Origin of the sequence: Streptomonospora sp. PA3, from assembly GCF_009728995.1 — a bacterium.
Classification (GTDB): Bacteria; Actinomycetota; Actinomycetes; order Streptosporangiales; family Streptosporangiaceae; genus Streptomonospora.
Genome location: NZ_VTZW01000023.1, coordinates 68,829 through 90,830, shown reverse-complemented (window position 1 = coordinate 90,830; position 22,002 = coordinate 68,829). Strand labels below are relative to the sequence as shown.

The 22,002-nt window shown below is 74.0% G+C and carries 20 protein-coding genes; 12 read left to right on the top strand and 8 right to left on the bottom strand.

What is annotated here, in order from left to right; genetic code table 11:
* Positions 1 to 640 precede the first annotated feature (640 nt).
* Complete coding sequence (locus FZ103_RS24065; RefSeq protein ID WP_156004507.1) at positions 641 to 1,363, bottom strand: endonuclease V; 723 nt, start codon at positions 1,361 to 1,363, stop codon at positions 641 to 643.
* A 324-nt stretch (positions 1,364 to 1,687) separates the two neighbouring features.
* Here FZ103_RS24065 and FZ103_RS24060 point away from each other — a divergent pair, with 324 nt between their 5' ends.
* The 4 genes from FZ103_RS24060 to FZ103_RS24045 all read left to right on the top strand — a co-directional run bounded on the left by FZ103_RS24060 (position 1,688) and on the right by FZ103_RS24045 (position 5,341).
* Positions 1,688 to 2,419, top strand: a complete 732-nt coding sequence (locus FZ103_RS24060) for a (Fe-S)-binding protein (protein ID WP_156004505.1) — start codon at positions 1,688 to 1,690, stop codon at positions 2,417 to 2,419.
* The gene (locus tag FZ103_RS24055) at positions 2,416 to 4,068 is read left to right on the top strand and encodes an LUD domain-containing protein (RefSeq protein WP_343233685.1); all 1,653 of its coding nucleotides are present in this window, start codon (positions 2,416 to 2,418) and stop codon (positions 4,066 to 4,068) included. The genes FZ103_RS24060 and FZ103_RS24055 overlap by 4 nt, the downstream gene beginning before the upstream one ends.
* Positions 4,061 to 4,720, top strand: coding sequence for an LUD domain-containing protein (locus FZ103_RS24050; RefSeq protein ID WP_156004503.1), 660 nt, complete (start codon positions 4,061 to 4,063; stop codon positions 4,718 to 4,720). Before FZ103_RS24055 ends, FZ103_RS24050 begins: the two co-directional genes overlap by 8 nt.
* Before the next feature lie 72 nt (positions 4,721 to 4,792).
* Positions 4,793 to 5,341 carry a MarR family winged helix-turn-helix transcriptional regulator gene (locus FZ103_RS24045; RefSeq protein WP_156004501.1) on the top strand — a complete coding sequence of 183 codons (549 nt, stop codon included), beginning with the start codon at positions 4,793 to 4,795 and terminating at the stop codon, positions 5,339 to 5,341.
* Positions 5,342 to 5,384: 43 nt separating this feature from the next.
* Here the strand turns inward: FZ103_RS24045 and FZ103_RS24040 are convergent, their stop codons facing one another.
* The 4 genes from FZ103_RS24040 to FZ103_RS24025 all read right to left on the bottom strand — a co-directional run bounded on the left by FZ103_RS24040 (position 5,385) and on the right by FZ103_RS24025 (position 10,012).
* Positions 5,385 to 6,806, bottom strand: a complete 1,422-nt coding sequence (locus FZ103_RS24040) for a threonine/serine exporter ThrE family protein (RefSeq protein WP_156004499.1) — start codon at positions 6,804 to 6,806, stop codon at positions 5,385 to 5,387.
* A gap of 267 nt (positions 6,807 to 7,073) precedes the next feature.
* Positions 7,074 to 7,769, bottom strand: a complete 696-nt coding sequence (locus tag FZ103_RS24035) for a response regulator transcription factor (protein WP_156004497.1) — start codon at positions 7,767 to 7,769, stop codon at positions 7,074 to 7,076.
* A 59-nt stretch (positions 7,770 to 7,828) separates the two neighbouring features.
* Complete coding sequence (locus FZ103_RS24030; RefSeq protein ID WP_343233684.1) at positions 7,829 to 9,088, bottom strand: sensor histidine kinase; 1,260 nt, start codon at positions 9,086 to 9,088, stop codon at positions 7,829 to 7,831.
* Positions 9,089 to 9,187: 99 nt separating this feature from the next.
* Positions 9,188 to 10,012, bottom strand: a complete 825-nt coding sequence (locus tag FZ103_RS24025) for a PD-(D/E)XK nuclease family protein (protein WP_156004495.1) — start codon at positions 10,010 to 10,012, stop codon at positions 9,188 to 9,190.
* Between the two features lie 108 nt (positions 10,013 to 10,120).
* On the opposite strand from FZ103_RS24025, the gene FZ103_RS24020 reads away from it, so the two are divergent.
* Positions 10,121 to 11,287 carry a site-2 protease family protein gene (locus FZ103_RS24020; protein WP_343233683.1) on the top strand — a complete coding sequence of 389 codons (1,167 nt, stop codon included), beginning with the start codon at positions 10,121 to 10,123 and terminating at the stop codon, positions 11,285 to 11,287.
* Between the two features lie 61 nt (positions 11,288 to 11,348).
* Here the strand turns inward: FZ103_RS24020 and FZ103_RS24015 are convergent, their stop codons facing one another.
* Entirely contained in the window at positions 11,349 to 11,822 is a 474-nt protein-coding gene (locus tag FZ103_RS24015; RefSeq protein WP_156004493.1) for a hypothetical protein, read from the bottom strand.
* A gap of 89 nt (positions 11,823 to 11,911) precedes the next feature.
* Entirely contained in the window at positions 11,912 to 13,126 is a 1,215-nt protein-coding gene (locus tag FZ103_RS24010) for a helix-turn-helix domain-containing protein (RefSeq protein ID WP_186356831.1), read from the bottom strand.
* A gap of 213 nt (positions 13,127 to 13,339) precedes the next feature.
* Between FZ103_RS24010 and FZ103_RS24005 the strand changes: the two genes are divergently transcribed.
* On the top strand, positions 13,340 to 13,705 hold the full coding sequence (locus tag FZ103_RS24005) for a hypothetical protein (RefSeq protein WP_255430289.1): 366 nt from the start codon (positions 13,340 to 13,342) through the stop codon (positions 13,703 to 13,705).
* 66 nt (positions 13,706 to 13,771) lie between these two features.
* On the opposite strand, the gene ppgK is transcribed toward FZ103_RS24005, so the two are convergent.
* The gene (ppgK, locus tag FZ103_RS24000) at positions 13,772 to 14,575 is read right to left on the bottom strand and encodes a polyphosphate--glucose phosphotransferase (protein WP_156004489.1); all 804 of its coding nucleotides are present in this window, start codon (positions 14,573 to 14,575) and stop codon (positions 13,772 to 13,774) included.
* A 241-nt stretch (positions 14,576 to 14,816) separates the two neighbouring features.
* On the opposite strand from ppgK, the gene FZ103_RS23995 reads away from it, so the two are divergent.
* The 6 genes from FZ103_RS23995 to prcA all read left to right on the top strand — a co-directional run bounded on the left by FZ103_RS23995 (position 14,817) and on the right by prcA (position 21,951).
* Positions 14,817 to 15,791 carry a tRNA (adenine-N1)-methyltransferase gene (locus FZ103_RS23995; protein WP_186356795.1) on the top strand — a complete coding sequence of 325 codons (975 nt, stop codon included), beginning with the start codon at positions 14,817 to 14,819 and terminating at the stop codon, positions 15,789 to 15,791.
* A 154-nt stretch (positions 15,792 to 15,945) separates the two neighbouring features.
* The gene (gene arc, locus FZ103_RS23990; RefSeq protein WP_186356794.1) at positions 15,946 to 17,715 is read left to right on the top strand and encodes a proteasome ATPase; all 1,770 of its coding nucleotides are present in this window, start codon (positions 15,946 to 15,948) and stop codon (positions 17,713 to 17,715) included.
* A 389-nt stretch (positions 17,716 to 18,104) separates the two neighbouring features.
* On the top strand, positions 18,105 to 19,625 hold the full coding sequence (gene dop / locus FZ103_RS23985) for a depupylase/deamidase Dop (RefSeq protein ID WP_343233682.1): 1,521 nt from the start codon (positions 18,105 to 18,107) through the stop codon (positions 19,623 to 19,625).
* Positions 19,626 to 19,823: 198 nt separating this feature from the next.
* Positions 19,824 to 20,027, top strand: coding sequence for a ubiquitin-like protein Pup (locus FZ103_RS23980; protein WP_156004487.1), 204 nt, complete (start codon positions 19,824 to 19,826; stop codon positions 20,025 to 20,027).
* A 255-nt stretch (positions 20,028 to 20,282) separates the two neighbouring features.
* Positions 20,283 to 21,128 (top strand): proteasome subunit beta, encoded by an 846-nt coding sequence (prcB, locus tag FZ103_RS23975; protein ID WP_186356793.1) that lies wholly within the window; start codon positions 20,283 to 20,285, stop codon positions 21,126 to 21,128.
* 46 nt (positions 21,129 to 21,174) lie between these two features.
* Entirely contained in the window at positions 21,175 to 21,951 is a 777-nt protein-coding gene (gene prcA, locus FZ103_RS23970) for a proteasome subunit alpha (RefSeq protein ID WP_156004672.1), read from the top strand.
* Positions 21,952 to 22,002: the final 51 nt, after the last annotated feature.

The window sequence follows — 22,002 nt, the reverse complement described above, 5'->3', positions numbered from 1 at the left end:
TCGGATACCGGGGCGCGCCCGCTTTCCAGGAACCCTCCGGGTACCACCTGGGGCGGTCGCCGTCGGGGTTGCGGCAATGGGTGCGCCTCGCGTAGCGCGGTCACGGCTTGCCGCCGAGCGCACGCGGTTCTTTCCAGGTGGAGCCGCGCGACCGGTGGCGGGCCTCCGGTGCAATGGTGCGCCGTGCGCTCGGCGGCAAGCTGGCGCGCGGCGCTTCGCGCATCACAGCCCCATTGCCGCAACCTCCTGTGGTGACCGGCTTCTTAAATAAGGGGGGGCGTGGTCGGATACCGGGGCGTGCCCGCTTTCCAGGAACCCTCCGGGTACGACCTGGGGCGGTCGCCGTCGGGGTTGCGGCAATGGGTGCGCCTCGCGTAGCGCGGTCACGGCTTGCCGCCGAGCGCACGCGGTTCTTTCCAGGTGGAGCCGCGCCACCGGTAGCGGGCCTCCGCGACAAAGGTGCACCGTGCGCTCGGCGGCATTGAATCGAGCACGTGACGCGCAGCGTCTCATCCGGGTGGCGGTGGGCTGACGGGTGGGCGTGCAACGCTTCGCGCAATCCCCCCATTACCGCAGGCGCTGTGGTGTCCGGCTTCTTGAACAGGATGTAACGGGGCCTGAGAAGGCCGGCCGAGGGCGGTCAGGCGGCGGCCAGGCGCTTCCGGCACAACCGGTCGGCCTGCCGGACGGGCTCGGGCAGCCGGTAGTGCGGCGTGAGGCGCAGCGTCAGGGCCGTCGCCGACGGCAGGTCGACGCGGTGGCCGACCGACACGTAGACGGGCTTGACGCCGGAGCGGGTGCGCAGGCAGCGCCCGACGACCTCGCCGCCGTCGAGCAGCGGAGTCCAGGAGCTCCGCTCGGGCGCGGGCGCGTCGGCGCGGCCGACGAAGGGGGTCTTGCCCACGCCCAGCACGGGGCGGTCCAGCGCCAGCCCCACGTGGCAGGCCAGTCCGAAGCGGCGCGGATGCGCCAGCCCGAAACCGTCGCAGACGAGTGCGTCCGGCGCGGTCCGCAGCTGCGCGACGGCCTCCAGCAGCGCGGGCGCCTCCCGGAACGCGAACAGTCCGGGCACGTAGGGAAACCGCGGCCGCGAAACGACGGTGGCGGAGTCCACCGCCTCCCACTCCGGCGCGGCCAGCACGACGGCGGCGGCCACGAGCCGGTCGTCGCCGGGGGCGTAGGCCACGTCCAGCCCCGCGACGAGCGAGACGGCGCCGGTGTCGAGCGCCTCCTGGCGCACCAGCGGCGCCAGGCGCTCCTGCAGAGCGCGAGCCTCACCGGCATCGGCGGGCCAGGCACCGATGCGCTGCTCGATGCGCTCCTCGACCGCGAGCCCCTCGCCGCTCCGGTCCGCGCCGTCCATACGCCGCACCCTATGCCGTCAGCGGTCGGCGCAACGCACGAATGTCCGCCGAGCGGCCGCGCACGGGCGGGACCACGCCCCTGCGAACCGGTGCTCGCCCTCATCACCCGCCCGCGCCGTGCGAGGCCGGGCCTGCGGGGTCGGCGAACGACTGATGCCCGCTCGGGCGGTCGCGTCGCGATGGCCGCGGGCGGCCGGGGGAACGACGGGCGAAACCGGGGCGGGAGGGGCGGAGGGTGTCTAGGATGTCCGCGTGGGTCCCGGGCCGCGGGGGCGGGCCCGGTGTGCCGCGGGCATGCTCCCGGGCGGGGCGGAGGAGAAGCGTTGCGCATAGGTCTGTTCGTCGCCTGCCTCACCGACACCCTGTACCCGGGCACCGCCCGCGCCACCGTGCGCGTCCTGGAGCGGCTGGGGTACACGGTGCGATTCCCCCGCGAGCAGACCTGCTGCGGGCAGGCCCACCACACCTCCGGCTACCGGCGCGAAGCCGCCGCGCTCGCGGGGCGGTTCGCCGACGTCTTCGCCGGGTGCGACCTCGTCGTCACCCCCTCCGCCTCCTGCGCGGCGATGGTGCGCACGGGCTACCCGCACCTGGCGCGGCGGGAACCCCGTGCGGGGCGCGTGCCGCGGGTACTGGAGCTGAGCGAGTTCCTCGTCGACGTCGCCGGGGTCACCGACGTCGGCGCCTCCTTCCCGCACCGCGTCACCTACCACCCCACCTGCCAGTCGCTGCGCGCGCTGGAGGTGGGCGATCGGCCGCTGCGGCTGCTGCGGGCCGTGCGGGGGCTGGAGCTGGCCGAGCTGCCGGCGGCAGAGGAGTGCTGCGGGTTCGGCGGCACCTTCGCCTGGAAGAACGCCGACACCTCGGTGGCGATCGTCGCCGACAAGGTGCGCCACATCGGCGAGACCCGCGCCGAGGTCGTCTGCGCCGTCGACGACGCCTGCCTGGCCCAGATCGGCGGCGCCCTGTCGCGGTTGCGCGGCGGAGCACGCCCCCTTCATCTCGCCGAGATCCTGGCCTCCGACGGCGGCGCGGGCGCGGAGGCGCACCGGTGAGCGGCGCCGAGCACCCGGGCCGGGCCCGCCGGGGCTCCTCCGGTTCGGGCCGCCCGGCACAGAACGGGCCCGCCTACCCCTGGTCGCACCTGCTCGGGCGCGGCACGGGCGAGCGCCCCTCGGGCCCGCCGCGGTTCGCCGACGCCGCCCGATCGGCCCTGGGCGACAGCGCGGTGCGCAGCTCCCGCTCGGCCGCCGCGGCCGAGCAGCGCGGCCGGCGCGAGCGGGGGCGCGGCGCCGAACCCGCCTGGGAAGGGCTGCGCCGCCGGGCCACCGCGGTGCGCGAGCGCGCACTGGCCGACCTGGAGCGCCACCTCACCGATTTCGAGAAGGCGGCGGAGGCCGCCGGGACACGGGTGCACTGGGCGCGCGACGCCGCCGAGGCCCGCCGCGTCGTCGCCCGGCTGGCCGCCGCCGGAGGAGAGCGCGAGGCGGTGCGCTCCTCCTCGGCCACCGCGCACGAGCTGGACCTGGACGCCGCGCTGCGGCGCGCCGGCGTCGACGTGCACGAGAGCGCCGTCGCCGACCTCATCGCCGGGCTCACCGGCCAGGGGCCCGACGCCGAGTCCCGCACGGTGCGCCGCCACGACCGCGCGAGCGCGCGTTCGGCCCTGGCCCGCCGCCTGCCGGGCGCCCCGGCGGACCTGGCGGCACGGCCCGAAGCGCTGGCGGAGGCGGCCCGCGACTACCTCCGCGAGTCGCTGCTGGAGGCCCGCACGGCGATCACCGGCGCGAACGCGCTCGTGGCCGAGACCGGCAGCGTCGTGGCGATGGAGACCGAGGGCAACGTGCGCCTGGGAGCCGCGGTGCCCCGCCGGCTGATCACCGTCGCCGGCATCGACAAGGTCGTGCCCGCCTGGGCCGACATCGCCGTGCTCTCGCGGGTGTGGGCGCGTTCGTCGCTGGGCGCCGTCCAGGCTCCGGTCCTGTCCACCTGGAGCGGCCCGGTCGAGGGCGACGGCCCCCAGGAGGTGCACGTGGTCCTGGTCGACGCCGGGCGCACGGCCGCCCTCGGCGACCCGGTGGGCCGCCAGGCCCTGCGCTGCATCCGGTGCACCGCGTGCCTGGACGTGTGCCCGGTCTTCGAGCGCACCGGCGCCGCTCCCTACGGGTCCGTGCACGCCGGACCGATCGGCGCGGCCCTGACACCGCAGCTGCGCGGCACCCGCTCGGCGCGCGAGGCGTCGCTGCCGTTCGCCTCGACCCTGTGCGGGGCCTGCGCGGACGTGTGCCCGGTGGGTGTGGACATCCCCGAGGTGCTGCTGGAACTGCGCGCCCGCGTCGTCGACGAACGGCGCGCCAACCCCGTGCCCACCCCCGAGGCGCTGGCCGCCCAGAGCGGCGAATGGGTGATGGCGGCGGAGCGGCGCTTCGCCCGCGCCCAGCGCGCCGCCTCGCGGTGGGGGAGGCTGCTGGCCCGCGGCGGGCGGATCCGGCGGCTGCCCGGTCTGCTGGGGCGCTGGACCGAGGCGCGCGACCTGCCGGCGCCGCCCGCCGAGTCGTTCCGTGCGTGGTGGGCCCGCCGCAGCCGCGTCCTCGCCGTGCGCGGGGGCGGCCGGGAAGCGGACGGCCGCGCGCGCCGCGGCGGGCCAACCGCACTCGGCGGGACCGGGGGGAGCGGCGCGGGGGAGGGGAGGCGCGATGGCTGAAAAGCGGGACCCGGCGCGTGCCGGGGTGCTGGCGCGGGTGCGGCGGGCGGTCGCCGCGGCCCCGCCCGGCGCCGGCCGGGAACCCGGTTTGGGCGGGTCCGCGGACGCCGCGTCGGCCCGGGGACGCGACACCGTCTCGCTGTTCACCGAGCGCCTGGCCGAGCACGGCATCGGCGTCCAGCACGCGAGTGGAGCCGAGGACCTGCCGCGCGTCATCGCCTCCGCCCTGTGGGGCTACGGTGTGCGCCGCGCCGTGGTGCCGCGGGACCTGTCGTCGCTGTGGCTGTCCGAACTCGACGGGGTGTGGGCGATGCGCGACGACCCGCCGCAGGCCCCGCTGTCGGTGCGGGCGATCGAGAGCGCCGGCGCCGCGGTCACCCGCTGCGCGCTCGCCGTCGCCGACACCGGGACCCTGGTCCTCGACGGCGGGATCGGCCAGGGCCGCCGCATCCTGTCGCTGCTGCCCGCCTGCCATCTCTGCGTGGTCGAGGCCGACCAGATCGTGCCCTCCATGGCCGCCGCGCTGCCCGAACTGGACCCGGCCCGCCCCACCACCTGGCTGACCGGCACCACCATGACCACGGCGATCGAGGGCGCACGCGTGGACGGCGTGCACGGCCCGCGGCGCATCGACGTGATCGTGGTGGGCTGAAGACCGCCGCCTCCGGCAGCCGCCGCCCCGCCACCGTTGCCCGCCGCGGTCCGTTCGTGTTATGCATGAGTCATGCATGAAACGGATCGCGCGGCCAATCTGCTGGGCGCCACCGCACTGGCAGTGACCGACCTGGCGCTCGCCGGAGCGACCGCGGCGGCGGGAGTCAGCTCCAGCGGCGCGGCCGCCCTGGTCGCGCTCTCCAGCGCGCCGGGCCTGAGCGTCACCGAGCTCGGGCGGCGCGTGGGCCTCTCGCAGCCGGCGGCGGCGCGGATGGTGGACTCGCTGGAGGAGGACGGGCTCGTCGAGCGCCGCCGCGGCCCCGGGCGCTGGGTCGCCGTCCGGCCCACCGACGCCGGGCGCATGGCCGCCGACCGGGTGCTCGCCGCCCGCGCAGCGCCGCTGAGCGAGGCCGTCGCCGACCTGGACGAGCAGGACCGGGAGGCGCTCTCACGCATCCTGGCCGGTGTGCTGGCACGGCTCTACGGCGAGATCGGCGACGCCCAGCGGATGTGCCGGCTGTGCGACCGCGCCGGATGCGTCCGCGACGCGGGGGTCTGTCCCGTCGGCGAAGCCGAGCGCTGCGCCCGCGAGGGCGGCGGAGCACAGCCCCGCGGCTGACCGCCGACGAGGGCGCGCGTGCGGCCGTGCGCGTCGGACGGACTCAGGCGGCGCCGCGGCTGCGTCGGGCCGCGGGGCGGCTGCGGCGCCCGGCGCCGGCCAGCCCGCCCCGCTGGAACGCGCGTACCAGCTCGCCGCCGAAGCTGACCCCGGCACCCAGCCCCAGGCCGATCGCCACCGCCTCCGACAGGCTCAGCAGCCCCTGCACCGGCTGGCTGAGGGTGATCTCCAGCAGCCCCCGGTACAGGATGCTGCCCGGCAGCAGAGGAGCGATCGCCGGAATGACATAGGGCAGAACCGGCCGCCGGGTGTGCCGCGCCAGCGCGTGGCCCGCCACGCCGACCGCCACGGCGCCGGCCGCGGTGCCCACGATCGGGGGCGCGTCCACCAGGCTGCGCACGCCCGCGTAGATCACCCAGATCATCACGCCCATGGCGCCGATCCACGGCAGCATGCGCGGCGGCACGGTCAGCGAGACGGCGAAGGCCATGGCGATCCCGGCCGACCCGATCAGCACCGGCAGGCCCAGGTCCGTGCCGATGGTGGGCAGGTCGTCGAGGTTGACGTTCACGCCCAGCCGCACGGCGGTGTAGGCGACCGCACCCACACCGGCGATGATCGCGCCCAGGGTGAGGAAGACCTCCAGCAGCCGCGCCGAGGCCGAGACGTAGCTGCCGCTGATGCCCTCCTGCAGGCTGGCCACCAGCGGCCGCCCCGGCAGCAGGGCCATGATGTTGCCGGTGATGACCGCGCCCGCCTGCAGCTCCAGCTCCATCCGGTCGCTGCCCCACAGCAGCGCCACCCCGATCGAGGACGCCACCACCGTGGCCGCGGTCATCTGGTAGAACTCCGCCACCCCGCGCCGCGCCAGGAACGCCGATGCGCGGTCGCCCAGCACGGTGGCCAGGAACGCGGCGGCGGCCACGATCGCCTGCCCGCCGACCATGAGGCTGGCGCTGGAGGCGATCAGCCCGAAACCGGTCACGATCAGCCAGTTCGGGTAGGGCGGGTGCGCGCGCTTGATCGCCCGCAGCCGCGCGATCGCGCCCTCCAGCTCCACCGCGCCCAGCGCCGCGTCCTGCACCAGGGCGTGCAGCTCGTTGACGCGGAAGTAGTCGAGGGTGCGGCGGCGCACCACCCGCTCGCCGGTGACCGGCGGATGGTCGCCGCCGGGGTGGGTGGACAGCGTGATCGCGGTGAAGGTCACCGAGACCTCCGACCGCGGCAGGTCGAATGCCACCGACAGGCTCAGCATGGACTCGCTGACGACCTCGGTGCTCTCGCCGCTGGCCAGGAGCAGCTCACCCACGCGCAGCACGAGGTCGAGCGCCCGCGGGTCGGGCAGCTCGACGACCTCGTCGAAGAGGTCGGAGTGCATCTCCGCCTCGCGCGCCGCGCGCCAATCCCGCAGTCGGCTCAGCAGGTTGTCCTCGTTCGGCGCGGGAAACTGGGGGTCCTGGACCATGGCCGGTTCTCGATACCTCCTCGATGCGCGGAAAACGGCCGCCCGCACCGCGCGGCCACGGGGTGGGACGTCCTGTTTCAAAAGCGGGTTGGCCGTTTCGCCCGCTGCGTTGCGGTGAGGTCGATCACTGACAATGGTCGCAGGTCGCGCCCGTGATCGGGAGGACGCCCGAGAGGTGGCGGCGCCCGTCCTCGGCGGAGGTCGGCGGCATCGGCCGCGCGCCCCGGGCGAGCCGGGGCGCCTCCGCGGCCGCGCGCAGGCGCCGCCTCAGCCCGCGCGCGGACCCTCGTCCTCGCCCGGGCGCACGATGCCGGTCTCGTAGGCGTGCACGACCGCCTGCACCCGGTCGCGCAGCCCCAGCTTGGTCAGCACGTTGCCGACGTGGGTCTTGACCGTGGTCTCGCTGACCACCAGGCGGCCCGCGATCTCGGCGTTGGACAGCCCCCGCGCCAGCAGCCGCAGCACCTCGCGCTCGCGCTCGGTGAGGTGGTCCAGCCGCGGCGCGGGCCGCTCCCGCGCGGTGGGGAGCTTGTCGGCGAAGCGGTCGAGCAGCCGGCGGGTGATCGCGGGAGCCACGATCGCCGCGCCGTCGGCCACCACGCGGATCGCCCCCGCGAGCTCGTCGGGCGGCACGTCCTTGAGCAGGAACCCGCTGGCGCCCGCCCGCAGCGCCTCGACCACGTACTCGTCCAGGTCGAAGGTCGTCAGCACCAGCACCCGCACCTGCCGGCCGCTGCCCTCGGCCCAGGCGAGGATCTCGCGGGTGGCGTCGATGCCGTCCTTGCCGGGCATGCGGATGTCCATCAGCACCACATCGGGCAGCAGCCGGCGGGTGTCGGCGAGCGCGGCGTGGCCGTCGGCGGCCTCGCCCACCACCGAGATCTCCGGCTCCGACTCCAGGATGAGGCGGAAGCCGGTGCGCAGCAGCGGCTGGTCGTCGACGAGCAGGACGCGGATGGACATGGTCCGATTCTCGGCGATGCACGCCGCGCCGGTGACCGCCGCGGCCGGAAGCGGCCGGTTCAGCTCGGCGGCAGCGGGATCCGGGCACGCACCTCGAACCCGCCGCCGCTGCGCGGCCCGGCACGCAGCTCACCCCCGTAGAGGGCCACGCGCTCGCGCATGCCCACCAGGCCGTGGCCGGGCTCGTCGGCGGGAGGGGGCGGCGCGCCCTCGCCCGGACCGGCGCCTTCGTCGGTGACGGCCACATCCACCGCCGCCGGCCCGTAGCGCACCGACACCGTCGCCCGCGCGTCGCGCCCTGCGTGCTTGAGGACGTTGGTCAGCGACTCCTGGACGACGCGGTACAGGGTCAGATCCAGTCCCGGCGCCAGCTCCGCCGGCGCGCCCTCGGCCACCAGCTCCACGGGTGTGCCGGTGTCGCGGATCTGCTGCACCAGGTCGGCGAGCCCGGCGAGCCCCGGCTGCGGGCCGCGGGCGGCGCCCCCGCCCTCGGGCTCGCGCAGCACGTCCACGATCCGCCGCATCTCCGCCATCGCCTGGCGCCCGGTCTCCTCGATCTCCACCAGGGTCTGGCGGGCCCGCTCGGGCGAGCGCTCGATCACCCGGCGCCCGGCCGTGGCCTGCACCGTCATGACGCTGACATGGTGGGCGACCACGTCGTGCAGCTCCCGGGCGATGCGGCCGCGCTCCTCGGCCAGCACCGCGCGCGTGTGGGCGTCGCGCGCGCGTTCCAGCCGCTCGGCGCGGGTGGCCAGCTCCACCATGTGGAACGAGCGCATCCGCACCAGCCGCCCCACCCACCAGGACGCCAGGAGCCAGCCCAGGTAGAACGCCTGGTTGACCCACCACGGCTCCCCGGGATCGCCCGCGGCCGTGGCCGGGCTCAGCGCGGTGGCGGCGATGTTGACCGCCGTCCCGGCGCCCAGGCCCGCCAGCGAGCGCACCAGCGGCAGATAGCGGCCCACCGAGTAGGACGCCGCCGTGATGCCCAGGCTGGAGGCGCCCCACACCAGCACCCCGGCGAAGTCGCCGGCCAGCCCGCTGAGGGTCAGCAGGACCAGCAGGGTGAAGGGCAGGCGGCGGCGCGCGAGCAGCCCCAGCGCCAGCAGGGTGCCGGCGACGTAGCCGGCGGTGTGGTTGGGCCACACCGCCTCCATGCCGGGGGTCTCCCGGCTCAGGGTGACGAGCGCGCAGTTGGCCGCGGCCACCGCCACCGCTATGGCCGCGTCGGTCAGCCACGGCCACCGGCCCGCGTGCAGCGCCGACCGCTCCGCGGCGACCGGGGCGGTGGGCGGGGACTCGGGGAGTGCGGGGGTCACCCGGTCCACGCTAGAAGCCCAGGCCGCGCCCGCGGACCTCCGCCCGGTGGATCTCGTCTCATCCCGTGGGAGGAACGCGCCCGCCCGCGCCCGCCCGGCTCACAGCGCCGGCGCCGGCTCGGGCAGCGGGGGAGGCGTGCCGCCGAACTCCGGGCACAGCGGCTGGTGGTCGCACCAGCCGCACAGCTTGCTGGGCCGGGGCCGCCAGCCGCCCGAGCGGGCGGTGCGCTCGATGTCGCGCCAGATGCCCAGGATCTGTGACTCGGCCGCGCGCAGCTCGTCCTCGGTGGGCTCATACCAGCGCACCCCGCCGTCGCCCAGGTACATCAGCTGCAGGCGGGTGGGCACCTCGCCCAGCTCGCGCCAGAGCATCACGGCGTAGAAGAAGATCTGGAAGCGCGCCTTGTCCTCGAAGCGGGGGTGCGGCGACTTGCCGGTCTTGTAGTCGACGATGCGGATCTGGCCGGTGGGCGCGACGTCGAGGCGGTCGACGTAGCCGCGCAGCCGCAGCCCGGACTCCAGCGTGACCTCCAGGCGCAGCTCGCGCTCGCGGGGTTCGAGCCGCTGGGGCTGCTCCATATGGAAGTAGCGCTCCAGCAGCGTGCGCGCCTCGGCCAGCCAGGCCGCGACCTCCTCGTCGGTGGAGAACAGCGCGGCGGCGTCCTCGGCGCGGGAGGCGCGCAGCCGCTGCCACTGGGGCTCCAGCAGCGACAGGGCGGTCCGGGGCGTGCGGGCCTCGGCGGGCACTTCGAACAGCCGCTCCAGCACCGCGTGCACCAGGGTGCCGCGCAGCGCGGCGGCACTGGGGCGCTCGGGGAGCCGGTCGATGACCCGGAAGCGGAACAGCAGGGGGCACTGCAGGAAGTCGGCGGCCCGCGACGGCGACAGCGCGGGGACCAGGGGAGCTGCGTCGGGGGAGTCCATGCCCCAACAGTACGTCGGCGGGCGGGCCCGGGCGGCCGCCCTCCACAGGCGCGCCGGGGCGGCCGACCGCGGCCCTGTGCGCGGCGGGCGATTGCATAGGGTGGGCACGTGACCGACCACGGCAGCAGCACCCCGCCAGGCACCCCCGGCACACCCCGACCCACCGCCCGCGGCGGCTCGGGGTGGCTGATGGCGCGGCCCTTCGGCATCCCCGTCTACGTGACCCCGTCCTGGCTGATCATCGCGGCCATCATCACGCTGATCTACCAGCCCGTGGTCGAGCGCACGCTCCAGCTGGGGCCCGCCTCCTACCTCGTGGCCTTCGTGTTCGCGGTGCTGCTGTACGTCTCGGTGCTCATCCACGAGCTCGCCCACTCGGTCACCGCGCGTATGTTCGGGCTGCCCGTCAGCCGCATCACGCTCTACATGCTCGGCGGCGTCTCCGAGATCGAGCGCGAGGCGCCCACGCCCGGCCGCGAGTTCCTCGTCGCCGTCTCCGGTCCGGTGCTGTCGCTGGTGCTGGCCGCGGCGGGAGCCCTCGCCTACGGGTTCGTCGACCCGCAGACCATCCTGGGCGTGCTGATCTGGCAGCTGTGGGTGGCCAACCTGCTGGTGGGCGTGTTCAACCTGCTGCCCGGCCTGCCGCTGGACGGCGGCCGCCTGGTGCGGGCCCTGGTGTGGGCGCTGACGCGTCGGCCCCGCGCCGGCACGGTGGTGGCCGCCTGGACCGGCCGCGCCCTGGCCGTGCTCATCGTCGCCGTGCCGGTCCTCTACGGCCTGCGCACCGGCGAGGCGCCCAACCTGTTCGGCCTGCTGTGGGCGCTGCTGCTCGGGTCCTTCATCTGGATGGGCGCCGGCTCGGCGCTGCGCGCCGCGCGCCTGCGCGAGCGGGTGCCCACGCTGCGGGCCCGCGCGCTGGGGCGCAGCGTGGCCGTCGTGGGCGCCGACACCCCGGTGGCCGAGGCCCAGCGGCGCATGCGCGAGGCGGGGGCGCGGGCGCTGGTCGTCGCCGACGCCGCGGGCACCCCCACCTCCATCGTCAACGAGTCCGCCGTCGCGGCCGTGCCCGACTCCCGGCTGCCCTGGGTGCCGGTCTCCAGCGTCTCCCGCGCCATCACCCGCGGCTCGGTGATCCGCGCCGACCTGGAGGGCGAGGAGCTGCTGGAGGCGCTGCGCGCGCACCCGGCGCCGGAGTACCTGCTGGTGGAGGCCGACGGCGGCGTCTACGGCGTCCTGCGCACCTCCGACGTCCAGGAGGCCTTCACCCGGCGCTGAGGTCCGACGCCGCGCCGGTGCCCGCGGTCGCGTGGGGGCGGCGCGCGGTCCTCGGCGCGGGTCACCGGGTGGCGCCCTCGGGCCAGATCACGGTGACCGGGCGGTCGCGGGTGCGGGCGTAGTCGACGATGTCGGCGGTGCCGCCGGGCCCGCGCGGGGGGTGCCCGTCCCACACGGCCACCAGTTCGTCGCAGTGCTCGACCAGGTACCGGCCCGCCTCCAGGTGCGCCTGGGAGGTCGACTCCACGCGCGGCAGCCGGTGGACCGAGGACGCGGCCGCGAGCAGGTCGTCGTAGACCTCGCGGTGCGAGCCGGGCAGCCCTTCGCGGTACCGCTCGGCGGGAACCACCGCCTCAAGGCGGCCGCCCTGCTCCAGCACCGCGCGCGCGAACAGCGTGTCGGCGCCGTCGGCCAGGCAGGAGAGCCCCACCAGGTGCCGGCCGAGAGCGCGCAGGCGGTCGCGCAGGGCGGTGTCGACCGCACGCTCGACCGCCTCGGGCAGGCCGCGATGGCCGGTGATCGCCAGGCGCCGCATGGCCGCTCCTTCCTACCGGGCCCCCTTCCGCCTGCCGCGGACCCCGCAGGGTAGCGGCGGGCTCGACCGAACGGGTAGAGGCGCTGCGCCTAGGCGGTCAGGGTCGCCGTCAGCTGCTCGTCGAGCTCGCGGACGCACCGCGCGCCCGGGCCGCGGTAGGAGCGGCGGAAGCGCCGCACCCGCGAGATCAGCCGGTCGGAGCGGAAGTGCACGCCGATCCGCAGCGCCTCGGCGGCCAGCGAGAACGCCTCGTCGACGTCTCCGGCGTCGGCGTGCGCGCCCGCCAGCTCCACCATCAGCGCCGCGCCCTGCTTGGCCGAGGGCCGGGCGCCGCCGAAGGCCTCGGCGAAGGCCGCGCGCGCCTCGCCGGGGCGATGCAGCCGCACGCCCGCGAGTGCGCGGTAGCCGGCGACCTTGGCCGGTGTGAAGGGGAAGACCCACGGCCAGGGCGGGTCGGTGTTGTCGGCGCGCTCGACGGCCTGCTCGGCGGCGGCGATCTGGGCGTCGGCGGCGGGCCCGTCGCCGAGCGTGGCGTGGGCCATGGCGCGCATGCACGCCAGCCACGCCGCGGCGGTGGGGTGCACGCCCGAGCCCAGCAGCCGCGCCGCCTCGTCGGCCAGCGCCAGACCCGAGGCGGCGTCCTCGGTGTCGGTCTCGAACGCCGCCAGACTGCCGAGCATGTAGGCGCCCAGCAGCGGGTCGCGCGCGAATCGGGCGTTGCGCACCGCGGTGCGGTAGTAGCCTCGCGCCGAGCCGGCGTCGTCCATGTCGGCGTGCAGCCAGGCGGCGAAGCCGGCGGCCTCGCTGGCCGCCGCGGCGATGCCGGGCGCGTACGGAGTGCGGCGTGCCCGTGCCAGGGTGCGCCCGGTCAGTTCCACGTGGGCGACGGCGCCGCGGGCGAGATCGCGCGAAGGCGAGGCGGCGTCCAGCCGCCGCTGGCCGCCGGTGATCGCGCGCAGCGTCTGCGCGGTGCCCTCGTCGGCCTCGGCGCGCGGCGGCTGCGCGCCGGGCGCGAGCGCGGCCGCGGCGACGACCTTGCCGAATTCCCGTCGTCTCGTCGGATCTGCCCCCCTCTCCGGCCCTGCGGAGTCCGCGAACCGGAGGAGGTGGATGGGGATCCCCAGCCGCCCGGCGATCTCGCGGACCTGGTCGACGGTGAGCGACTGCTGCCGGTTGACCACCCGCGACACCCAGCTCTGCGAGTAGCCGACGGCGCGGGCGAGCTCGCCCTGCGACCAGCCGCGGGCGAGGCGCACCTCCTCCAGAACGCGGGCGAGATCGCACGTGGCCAGGGCGCGTGCGATGGAGTCGCGCTCCCAGAAGTCCGGCGGCAGAGTGCTGTCTCGTCGAGGCATGAGCCTAGGTTAAGGTGTCCACCTGCCGTTGGTGGCTATGAGTAAAAGGGCTATTGCTATGCGTAGTGTGCATGGAGGGTTTCGCAAGACCCTGATATGAGGCAGAGTCAAGGGGCTAAAGTCCCCGCAGTGCAGGGGATTCACGAAAAGTCAGGAGTGCCGATGACCGTCGAGATCCCGCCCCCGGGGACCTCCGGCCTGGCCGCAGGTGGCCACCGCCTTGACGGAGACTCCAGTGGTCCGGTGTGGTCGCGGGCGCTCAGCGGCCTGGCCGCCGAGCTGCGCTCCTGCGGGCTGGAGGTCCGCACGGACGGGGCCATCGGCGCCGTTGAGGCCGCCACCCGCGACCCCTCGCCGCGAGTCCAGAAGGCGGTGCTTCGGCCGCACCGCGGCCGGCTGTGGTGGTGGTTGCACTGCGCCGACGAGCCCGCGCTGCCCCCGCCCCACCGCACCCCGCTCACACCCGCCGCGCACACCGCCGACGCCGCGCGGCGGATCGCGCGCGTCCTGGAGCCGCAGCGCGGCTGACTCCGGCGGCGCCGCCCTCGGGCGGACCTGCCGCGAACGGGGGTGCGGCCGGGCCGCACCCCGCGCTCAGGCCTCCTCGCCGGGAACGGGCTCGGCCGGACCGAAGCGCTCCACCGCCAGGCAGGCCGCGCCCACGATGCCCGCCGTGTTGCGCAGCTCCGCGGGCACGATGGGGGCGTTGAGCCGCAGGTAGGGCAGGAACTTGTCGGCGATGCGGCTGACACCGCCGCCCACCACGATCAGATCCGGCCACAGCAGCCGCTCGACCTCGTCGTAGTAGCGCTGCAGGCGTTCACGGGCCCACTGCTCATAGGACAGCCCCTCGCGGTCCTGGGCGCTGGAGGCGGCTCGCGTCTCGGCGTCGTGGCCGTCGATCTCCAGGTGCCCGAACTCGGTGTTGGGCACCAGATGGCCGTCCACCAGCAGGGCCGTGCCGATCCCGGTGCCCAGGGTGGTCATCAGCACCACGCCCCGCACGTCGCGCGCCGCGCCGTAGCGGTGCTCGGCCACGGCGGCGGCGTCGGCGTCGTTGACGACGTAGACCTGGCGCCCGGTCGCGTCGGCCAGCAGCTTCTCGGCGTCGGTGCCGATCCAGGAGGCGTCGACGTTGGCGGCGCTGCGGGCCACCCCGTGCTGGATGACCGCCGGGAAGGTCACGCCCAGCGGTGCCGTGGCACCCACGTGCTCGGGGAAGGAGGCCGACAGCTCGGCGACGACCTCGGCCACCGCGGCGGGCGTCGCGGGCTGGGGCGTGGGCGTCTTGAGCCGGTCGACCAGGAACGTCCCCCGCTCCAGGTCCACCGGCGCCCCCTTGATCCCGCTGCCGCCGATGTCGATGCCGAGGCCCACCTGGGGCGTGCTGGGCGCCATCTCATCCCGTCCTTCCGACCTGTGGGCGGGCACGTCCCGACTGTGCCCGCAGTCTCAATTGTGGCCCCTCCCGAGTGCTGCCGGGTGCGCTGCGCCACCCCTGCGCCGGCGATTACGCCGCGTGCCCCGCAGGCGGCTAACGTGGGCGACCGCGCCCATCCCTCCACCGCCGGCCGGCGGAGGCGCTGCGCGCCGCCCGCATGTCAGCCCGTCCACCCACGACGAGAAGAAGCGAGTACCTGTGACCGGCATCCATGGCCGCCGAGGCCCCTTCGGCGAGGGCGACATCGTTCAGCTCACCGACCCCAAGGGGCGGATGCACACCATCACCCTGCGCGCCGGGGCCGCCTTCCACACCCACCGCGGGCGGCTGGACCACGACCAGCTCATCGGCAGCCCCGAAGGCAGCGTGGTGCGCTCGACCTCCAACACCGCCTATGTGGCCCTGCGCCCGCTGCTGGCCGACTTCACCCTGTCCATGAAGCGCGGCGCGACGATCGTCTACCCCAAGGACGCCGCGCAGATCGTCGCCCAGGCCGACATCTTCCCCGGCGCCCGCGTGGTCGAGGCCGGCGGCGGCTCGGGTGCGCTCACCTGCTGGCTGCTGCGCGCCGTGGGCGAGGAGGGACTGGTCTCCTCCTACGAGCGTCGCGCCGACTTCGCCGAGATCGCCGACACCAACGTGCATCGGTTCTTCGGCGGCGAGCACCCGGCCTGGCGGCTGACCGTGGGCGATCTGGCCGAGGACCTGGCCGAGACCGAGGTCGACCGGGTGGTGCTGGACATGCTGGCCCCCTGGGAGTGCCTGGGCGCCGCCGCAAAGGCGCTGGTACCGGGCGGACTCGTGTGCGCCTACGTCGCCACCACCACCCAGATCTCCCGGGTGGTGGAGGAGCTGCGCGACAGCGGGGCCTTCTACGAGCCGCGCGCGTTCGAGACGCTGGTGCGCGAGTGGCACGTCGAGGGCCTGGCCGTCCGCCCCGACCACCGGATGATCGGGCACACCGGCTTCCTGGTGACCGCCCGGCGGCTGGCCGAGGGCGCGGTCCCGCCCGAGCGCCGCCGGCGCCCGGCCAAGGGCGCCTACGGCCAGGACTGGCAGCGCGAGCAGGAGTCCCGAGAGGCGGCGGGCGGCCGGGGCGGCGCAGAGCGCGAGTCGGGCGGCGCGGCCGGCGGGCCGGGGGAGTCCGGCGGGCCCGGCGGAGCCGAAGGCTAGATTACGTTCCCATTACGCGGGATCGGCTGATATCAGGGTGACCTAGGTCTTCACAAGATCGAAAAGTGAGCGCTTCGACACTCGCCACGGGCTGGAGGTTAGGAATAGTCCATGGGTAGGTAGGGTTTCGAGTAGTCGTCCTTCTCATAGGGAGGTGGCGGACGTGGCCGATCGCGACGACGAGCGTCAGACCGAACGCGACCGTGAAGTCGCGGAACTCACCGCTCAGGTCTCCTATCTGGAAAAGGAGCTCAGCGTAGTCCGGCGCAAGCTCGCCGATTCCCCCCGCCACGTGCGGCTGCTCGAGGATCGGTTGCGCGAGGCGCAGGCCAATCTGGCTGCGGCGAACGGGAAGAACGAGCGGCTCGTGGCGACGCTCAAGGAGGCGCGCGACCAGATCACGGCCTTGAAGGAGGAGGTCGACCGGCTGTCGCAGCCTCCGTCGGGATTCGGCGTCTTCCTGGAGGCCCGTGACGACGAGACGGTCGAGATCTTCACCAACGGCCGGAAGATGCGGGTGAACGTCAGCCCCTCGGTGGACGTCGAGCAGCTTCGCCCCGGCCAGGAGGTGATGCTCAACGAGGCGTTCAACGTCGTCGAGATCCAGTCCTTCGAGACCATCGGCGAGGTCGTCCTGCTCAAGGAGTTCCTCGAGGGCAACGACCGCGCGCTGGTGATCAGCAACCACGACGAGGAGAAGATCGTCCGCCTGGCCGAGCCGCTGCGCGACCAGCCGGTGCGTCCGGGCGACTCCCTGCTGCTGGAGCCGCGCTCGGGATACGTCTACGAGCGCATCCCCAAGTCCGAGGTCGAGGAGCTGATCCTCGAAGAGGTCCCCGACATCGCCTACACCGACATCGGCGGCCTCGGCGGGCAGATCGAGATGATCCGCGACGCGGTCGAACTGCCCTACCTGCACAAGAACCTGTTCTACGAGCACCAGCTGCGCCCGCCCAAGGGCGTGCTGCTCTACGGCCCGCCCGGCTGCGGCAAGACGCTCATCGCCAAGGCGGTGGCCAACTCCCTGGCCAAGCAGGTCTCGGAGAAGACCGGCCGCGACGTCGGCAAGAGCTTCTTCCTGAACATCAAGGGCCCCGAGCTGCTGAACAAGTACGTCGGCGAGACCGAGCGCCACATCCGCCTGGTCTTCCAGCGCGCCCGCGAGAAGGCCAGCGAGGGCTCGCCGGTCATCGTGTTCTTCGACGAGATGGACTCCATCTTCCGCACCCGCGGGTCCGGGGTCTCCAGCGACGTCGAGAACACCATCGTCCCCCAGCTCCTCAGCGAGATCGACGGTGTCGAGGGGCTGGAGAACGTCATCGTGATCGGCGCCTCCAACCGCGAGGACATGATCGACCCCGCGATCCTGCGCCCGGGCCGCCTGGACGTCAAGATCAAGATCGAGCGCCCCGACGCCGAGGCCGCCCGCGACATCTTCTCCAAGTACATCACCGAGGACCTGCCGCTGCACGACGAGGATCTGGCCGAGCACGGCGGCTCCGCGCGGGCCACCGTCGACGCCATGATCCAGCGCGTGGTCGAGCGGATGTACGCCGAAAGCGAAGAGAACCGGTTCCTCGAGGTCACCTACGCCAACGGCGACAAGGACGTCCTGTACTTCAAGGACTTCAACTCCGGCGCGATGATCCAGAACATCGTCGACCGCGCCAAGAAGATGGCCATCAAGGACTACATCGACAACGAGTCGCGCGGCATCCGCGTGTCCCACCTGATGCAGGCCTGCGTCGACGAGTTCAGCGAGAACGAGGACCTGCCCAACACCACCAACCCCGACGACTGGGCCCGCATCTCCGGGAAGAAGGGCGAGCGCATCGTCTACATCCGGACCCTGGTCTCGGGCAAGAAGGGCGCCGACTCCGGCCGCTCGATCGACACCGTGGCCAACACCGGCCAGTACCTCTAAGCGCACCGAGCGTGTTCGGGCGGGCCGCCTGCGGGCGGCCCGCCCGTCGTTTGCCGCCCCTCCCGCCCGTCACCCGCCGCCACCCTTGACGGAAGGCGCTGCGCGCCCCCTTCTTGCCTGTCACCCGCCGCCACCCTTGACGGAAGGCGCTGCGCGCCGGCGGATTGCTGGGAGCCACGGGCCGGCCTCTGGCAGCGGGGGCCGGCCGCTCGCTTCGCGGTAGCGGTCTTTCCGCGGATCCGACGCCTGCCCGGCGGTCCCGCAACCCCGCTGACGCGGTCTTTTCCCCTACATGGCAGGTTGCGGGGAAAGATCGGAAATCGGTGGCTGTTGGGCCACAATTCGCTGGGGAGAGTTCAAGACCCCCCGACGGTGGATAACCTTCCACCATGAGTGTGCAGCGGATTATGGGCATCGAGACCGAGTACGGCATCTCCGTGCCCGGCAACCCCGGTGCCAACGCGATGGTGACCTCCACGCAGGTGGTCAACGCCTACCTGGCGGCCTCGGCCGCGCGGGCGCGCAAGGCCCGCTGGGACTTCGAGGAGGAGAACCCGCTCCGCGATGCGCGCGGTTTCGACCTCGCTCGCGAGGTCGCCGATCCCACCCAGCTCACCGATGAAGACCTCGGCCTGGCCAACGTCATCCTGACCAACGGCGCCCGGCTCTACGTCGACCACGCCCACCCCGAGTACTCCGCGCCGGAGGTCACCAATCCCCGCGACGCCGTGCTCTGGGACAAGGCCGGCGAGCGCGTGATGGCCGACGCCTGCCGGCGCGCCGGCACCATCCCCGGCGTGGAGCCCATCCAGCTCTACAAGAACAACACCGACAACAAGGGCGCCTCCTACGGCTGCCACGAGAACTACCTGATGCGCCGCTCCACACCGTTCGGCGACATCGTCCGCCACCTCATCCCGTTCTTCGTCTCGCGCCAGGTGATCTGCGGCGCCGGCCGGGTGGGCCTGGGCACCGACGGGCGCGACAGCGGGTTCCAGATCAGCCAGCGCGCCGACTTCTTCGAGGTCGAGGTGGGCCTGGAGACCACCTTGAAGCGGCCCATCATCAACACCCGCGACGAGCCGCACGCCGATCCGGACAAGTACCGGCGGCTGCACGTCATCATCGGTGACGCCAACATGAGCGAGATCTCGACCTACCTCAAGCTCGGCACCACGTCTCTGGTGCTGGCCATGGTCGAGGACGGCTTCCTCAACGTCGACCTGTCGCTGGAGACCCCCGTGGCCGACCTGCGGGCCTTCTCCCACGACCCCGGGCTCACCCACGCCGCCCGCCTGCGCGACGGCCGCCGGATGACCGCCGTGGAGCTGCAGCGCCAGTATCTGGAGCTGGCCCGCAAGTACGTCCAGAACCGGTTCGGACCCGACGTCGATCCCGACACCGCCGACATCCTGGACCGCTGGGAGTCCACGTTGGACCGCCTGGCCGAGGACCCCATGCAGCTGGCCGAGGAGCTGGACTGGGTGGCCAAGCTCAAGCTGCTGGAGAGCTACCGCACCCGCGACGGCATCGACTGGGGCCACCACCGCCTCCAGCTCGTCGACCTGCAGTACTCCGACGTGCGCCCGGACAAGGGCCTCTACAACCGCCTGGTCGCCCGCGGCCGCATGCAGCGCCTGCTGTCGGAGGAGGAGGTCGAGCGCTCGATCACCGAGCCGCCCGAGGACACCCGCGCCTACTTCCGCGGGCGCTGCCTGGCCAAGTACGCCGACTCGGTGGCCGCCGCCTCGTGGGACTCGGTCATCTTCGACCTGCCCGGCCACGACTCGCTGCAGCGCGTGCCCACGCTGGAACCGCTGCGCGGCACCCGCGAGCACGTCGGAGACCTGCTGGACCGCTCGGACACAGCCGCCGACCTGGTCTCGGTGCTGACCGGAGACCGCCGCTGAACCCCCCGCAGCCCGCCCGCTGCGGGGCCGCGGACCGGCGGGCGGGGAATCCCCGCCCCCAGGTCCGCGTTCGTCCCGGTACGGGGCTGTGCCCGGGCCGCGGCGGTAACGCCGGGGCAACGGGCGCCGCGATCATGGTTGAGGCGCCCGTGCTTGGGCCAAGATAAGGGCGAAAGCTCCATCGAGGAGGTTGCATCCATGGCGACGAAGGACACCGGCGGCCAGAAGCACGGCAGCCGTCGCGACGAGGACGTCGAAGAGACCGAGGCCGGCACCGAGGCGCAGGAGCGCAACGAGAAGTTGGACGAGGACGTCGACGACATCCTCGACGAGATCGACGAGGTCCTGGAGAGCAACAGCGAGGACTTCGTGCGCCAGTTCGTGCAGAAGGGCGGTCAGTGATCCGGGACCCGGGCCGCGCCGCCCGGGTGCAGCGGCCCCCGGTGCGGGCGTGAGCCCCGCCGGGGGCCGTTTCCGCGGGCCGCAGGCGCCCGCGGGCCGGCCGGGCGCCCCGGCCGGTTCGCTCTCAGCGGAGTCCCGGCACGCTGGTGCACCGCCCCCGGCGGCGGGTCACTAGGGTCGTCGGTACCTGCCAACAGAAAACCTCACGCGTCCCGCCCGCCCCCACCGGGCGGGACGCCACCTGAAGGGAGCCGAGTGTCCGAAGCGTTCGACGGCGGACAGCTGCCAGCCGCGTACATGAATCCGGGAACCTCCTCATTCGCCGAGCTTCTCGGCACGGTCGCCCCCGACCTGCTGCCGGCCAACCGGGAGCTTCCGCAGGGCGTCACCGCGTCGCACCTCACTCCCGAGGCCACCACGATCGTCGCCCTGACCTTCCCCGGAGGCGTGGTGCTGGCCGGCGACCGCCGCGCCACCTCCGGCAACGTCATCGCCAACCGCGACATGGACAAGCTCTACCGCACCGACGAGTTCTCGGCGGTGGCGATCGCCGGCGCCGCGGGCATCGGCATCGAGCTGGCCAAGCTGTTCCAGGTGGAGCTTGAGCACTACGAGAAGATGGAGGGGCGCTCGCTGTCCCTGGAGGGCAAGGCCAACCGGCTCGCCACGATGATCCGGGGCAACCTGCCCATGGCGCTGCAGGGCTTCGTGGTGGTGCCGCTGCTGGTGGGCTACGACGAGGACCGCCGCCAGGGCCGCATCTTCAGCTACGATCCCGTCGGCGGCCGCTACGAGGAGCACGACTTCCACTCGGTGGGCTCGGGCTCGGTCTACGCCCGCGGCGCGCTGAAGAAGCTGTTCGGCGCCGACCTGTCCGAGGAGGACGCCGCCACGGTGGCCATCCAGGCCCTCTACGACGCGGCCGACGACGACTCCGCGACCGGCGGCCCCGACCTGCACCGCAGGATCTTCCCGCTGGTCGACGTGATCACCGGGGACGGCCACCGCCGCCTGCCCGAGGAGGACGTGGCCCGCCTGGCCACCGCGGTGGTCGAGGAGCGCGCCGACCGCCCCGACGGCCCGCGGGCACCGCTGCGCTGAGACCCCCGCCCGACGATCTGTAGCAAAGGAACGATCCGCGGTGTCGATGCCGTTCTACGTTTCGCCCGAACAGAGCATGAAGGACAAGGCCGACTATGCCCGCAAGGGCATCGCGCGCGGCCGAAGCGCCGTCGTCCTGCAGTACGACGGCGGCATCCTGTTCGTGGCCGACAACATCTCCCGCACCCTGCACAAGATCAGCGAGCTCTACGACCGCATCGCCTTCGCCGCGGTGGGCCGCTACAACGAGTTCGAGAACCTGCGCCAGATGGGCGTGCGCATGGCCGACGTGCGCGGCTACGCCTACGACCGCAGCGACGTCAGCGGCCGGGTGCTGGCCAACATCTACGCCCAGACGCTGGGCACCGTCTTCAGCGAGAGCAATAAGCCCTGGGAGGTGGAGATCGTCGTCGCCGAGGTGGGCGAGGACGCCGCCGCCGACCAGATCTACCGCATCACCTTCGACGGCTCGGTGGTCGACGAGCAGGGCTTCTTGGCGATGGGCGGCTCGGCCGAGCAGGTCACCGCGGCCCTCAAGGAGCGCTTCGACGCCCAGGCCCCGCTGGGCGATGCGCTCAACGCCGCCATGCACGCGCTGCGACATGAGAACGGCGAGGAGCGCGACCTGGAGGCCTCCGGGCTGGAGGTGGCGGTGCTGGAGCGCGAGCGCCGCGAGCACCGCAAGTTCCGGCGCATCACCGGCGAGCGGCTCACGGCGCTGATCCGCGAGCACGCGGCGCCGTCCTCGGGTTCGGACCGGAGCGGGGGTTCGTCGCAGACGCAATCGGGCAGCGGCTCCGAACAGCAGCAGAACGGCTCCTGACCACGGTATCGGCGGGCGCGGACCGGCGGCCGCGGCGTCCGGAGGGGGCGC

What these genes read in the sequence shown, in the direction of transcription:
- prcA (WP_156004672.1), top strand. Translation starts at nt 21,175, where the DNA reads ATGCCGTTCTACGTTTCGCCCGAACAGAGCATGAAGGACAAGGCCGAC.
- FZ103_RS24065 (WP_156004507.1), bottom strand. Translation starts at nt 1,363, where the DNA reads ATGGACGGCGCGGACCGGAGCGGCGAGGGGCTCGCGGTCGAGGAGCGC.
- FZ103_RS24040 (WP_156004499.1), bottom strand. Translation starts at nt 6,806, where the DNA reads ATGGTCCAGGACCCCCAGTTTCCCGCGCCGAACGAGGACAACCTGCTG.
- FZ103_RS24050 (WP_156004503.1), top strand. Translation starts at nt 4,061, where the DNA reads ATGGCTGAAAAGCGGGACCCGGCGCGTGCCGGGGTGCTGGCGCGGGTG.
- ppgK (WP_156004489.1), bottom strand. Translation starts at nt 14,575, where the DNA reads ATGGCGCCCAGCACGCCCCAGGTGGGCCTCGGCATCGACATCGGCGGC.
- FZ103_RS24035 (WP_156004497.1), bottom strand. Translation starts at nt 7,769, where the DNA reads ATGTCCATCCGCGTCCTGCTCGTCGACGACCAGCCGCTGCTGCGCACC.
- FZ103_RS24045 (WP_156004501.1), top strand. Translation starts at nt 4,793, where the DNA reads ATGCATGAAACGGATCGCGCGGCCAATCTGCTGGGCGCCACCGCACTG.
- FZ103_RS24005 (WP_255430289.1), top strand. Translation starts at nt 13,340, where the DNA reads ATGACCGTCGAGATCCCGCCCCCGGGGACCTCCGGCCTGGCCGCAGGT.
- FZ103_RS24015 (WP_156004493.1), bottom strand. Translation starts at nt 11,822, where the DNA reads ATGCGGCGCCTGGCGATCACCGGCCATCGCGGCCTGCCCGAGGCGGTC.
- FZ103_RS23980 (WP_156004487.1), top strand. Translation starts at nt 19,824, where the DNA reads ATGGCGACGAAGGACACCGGCGGCCAGAAGCACGGCAGCCGTCGCGAC.
- dop (WP_343233682.1), top strand. Translation starts at nt 18,105, where the DNA reads ATGAGTGTGCAGCGGATTATGGGCATCGAGACCGAGTACGGCATCTCC.
- FZ103_RS24025 (WP_156004495.1), bottom strand. Translation starts at nt 10,012, where the DNA reads ATGGACTCCCCCGACGCAGCTCCCCTGGTCCCCGCGCTGTCGCCGTCG.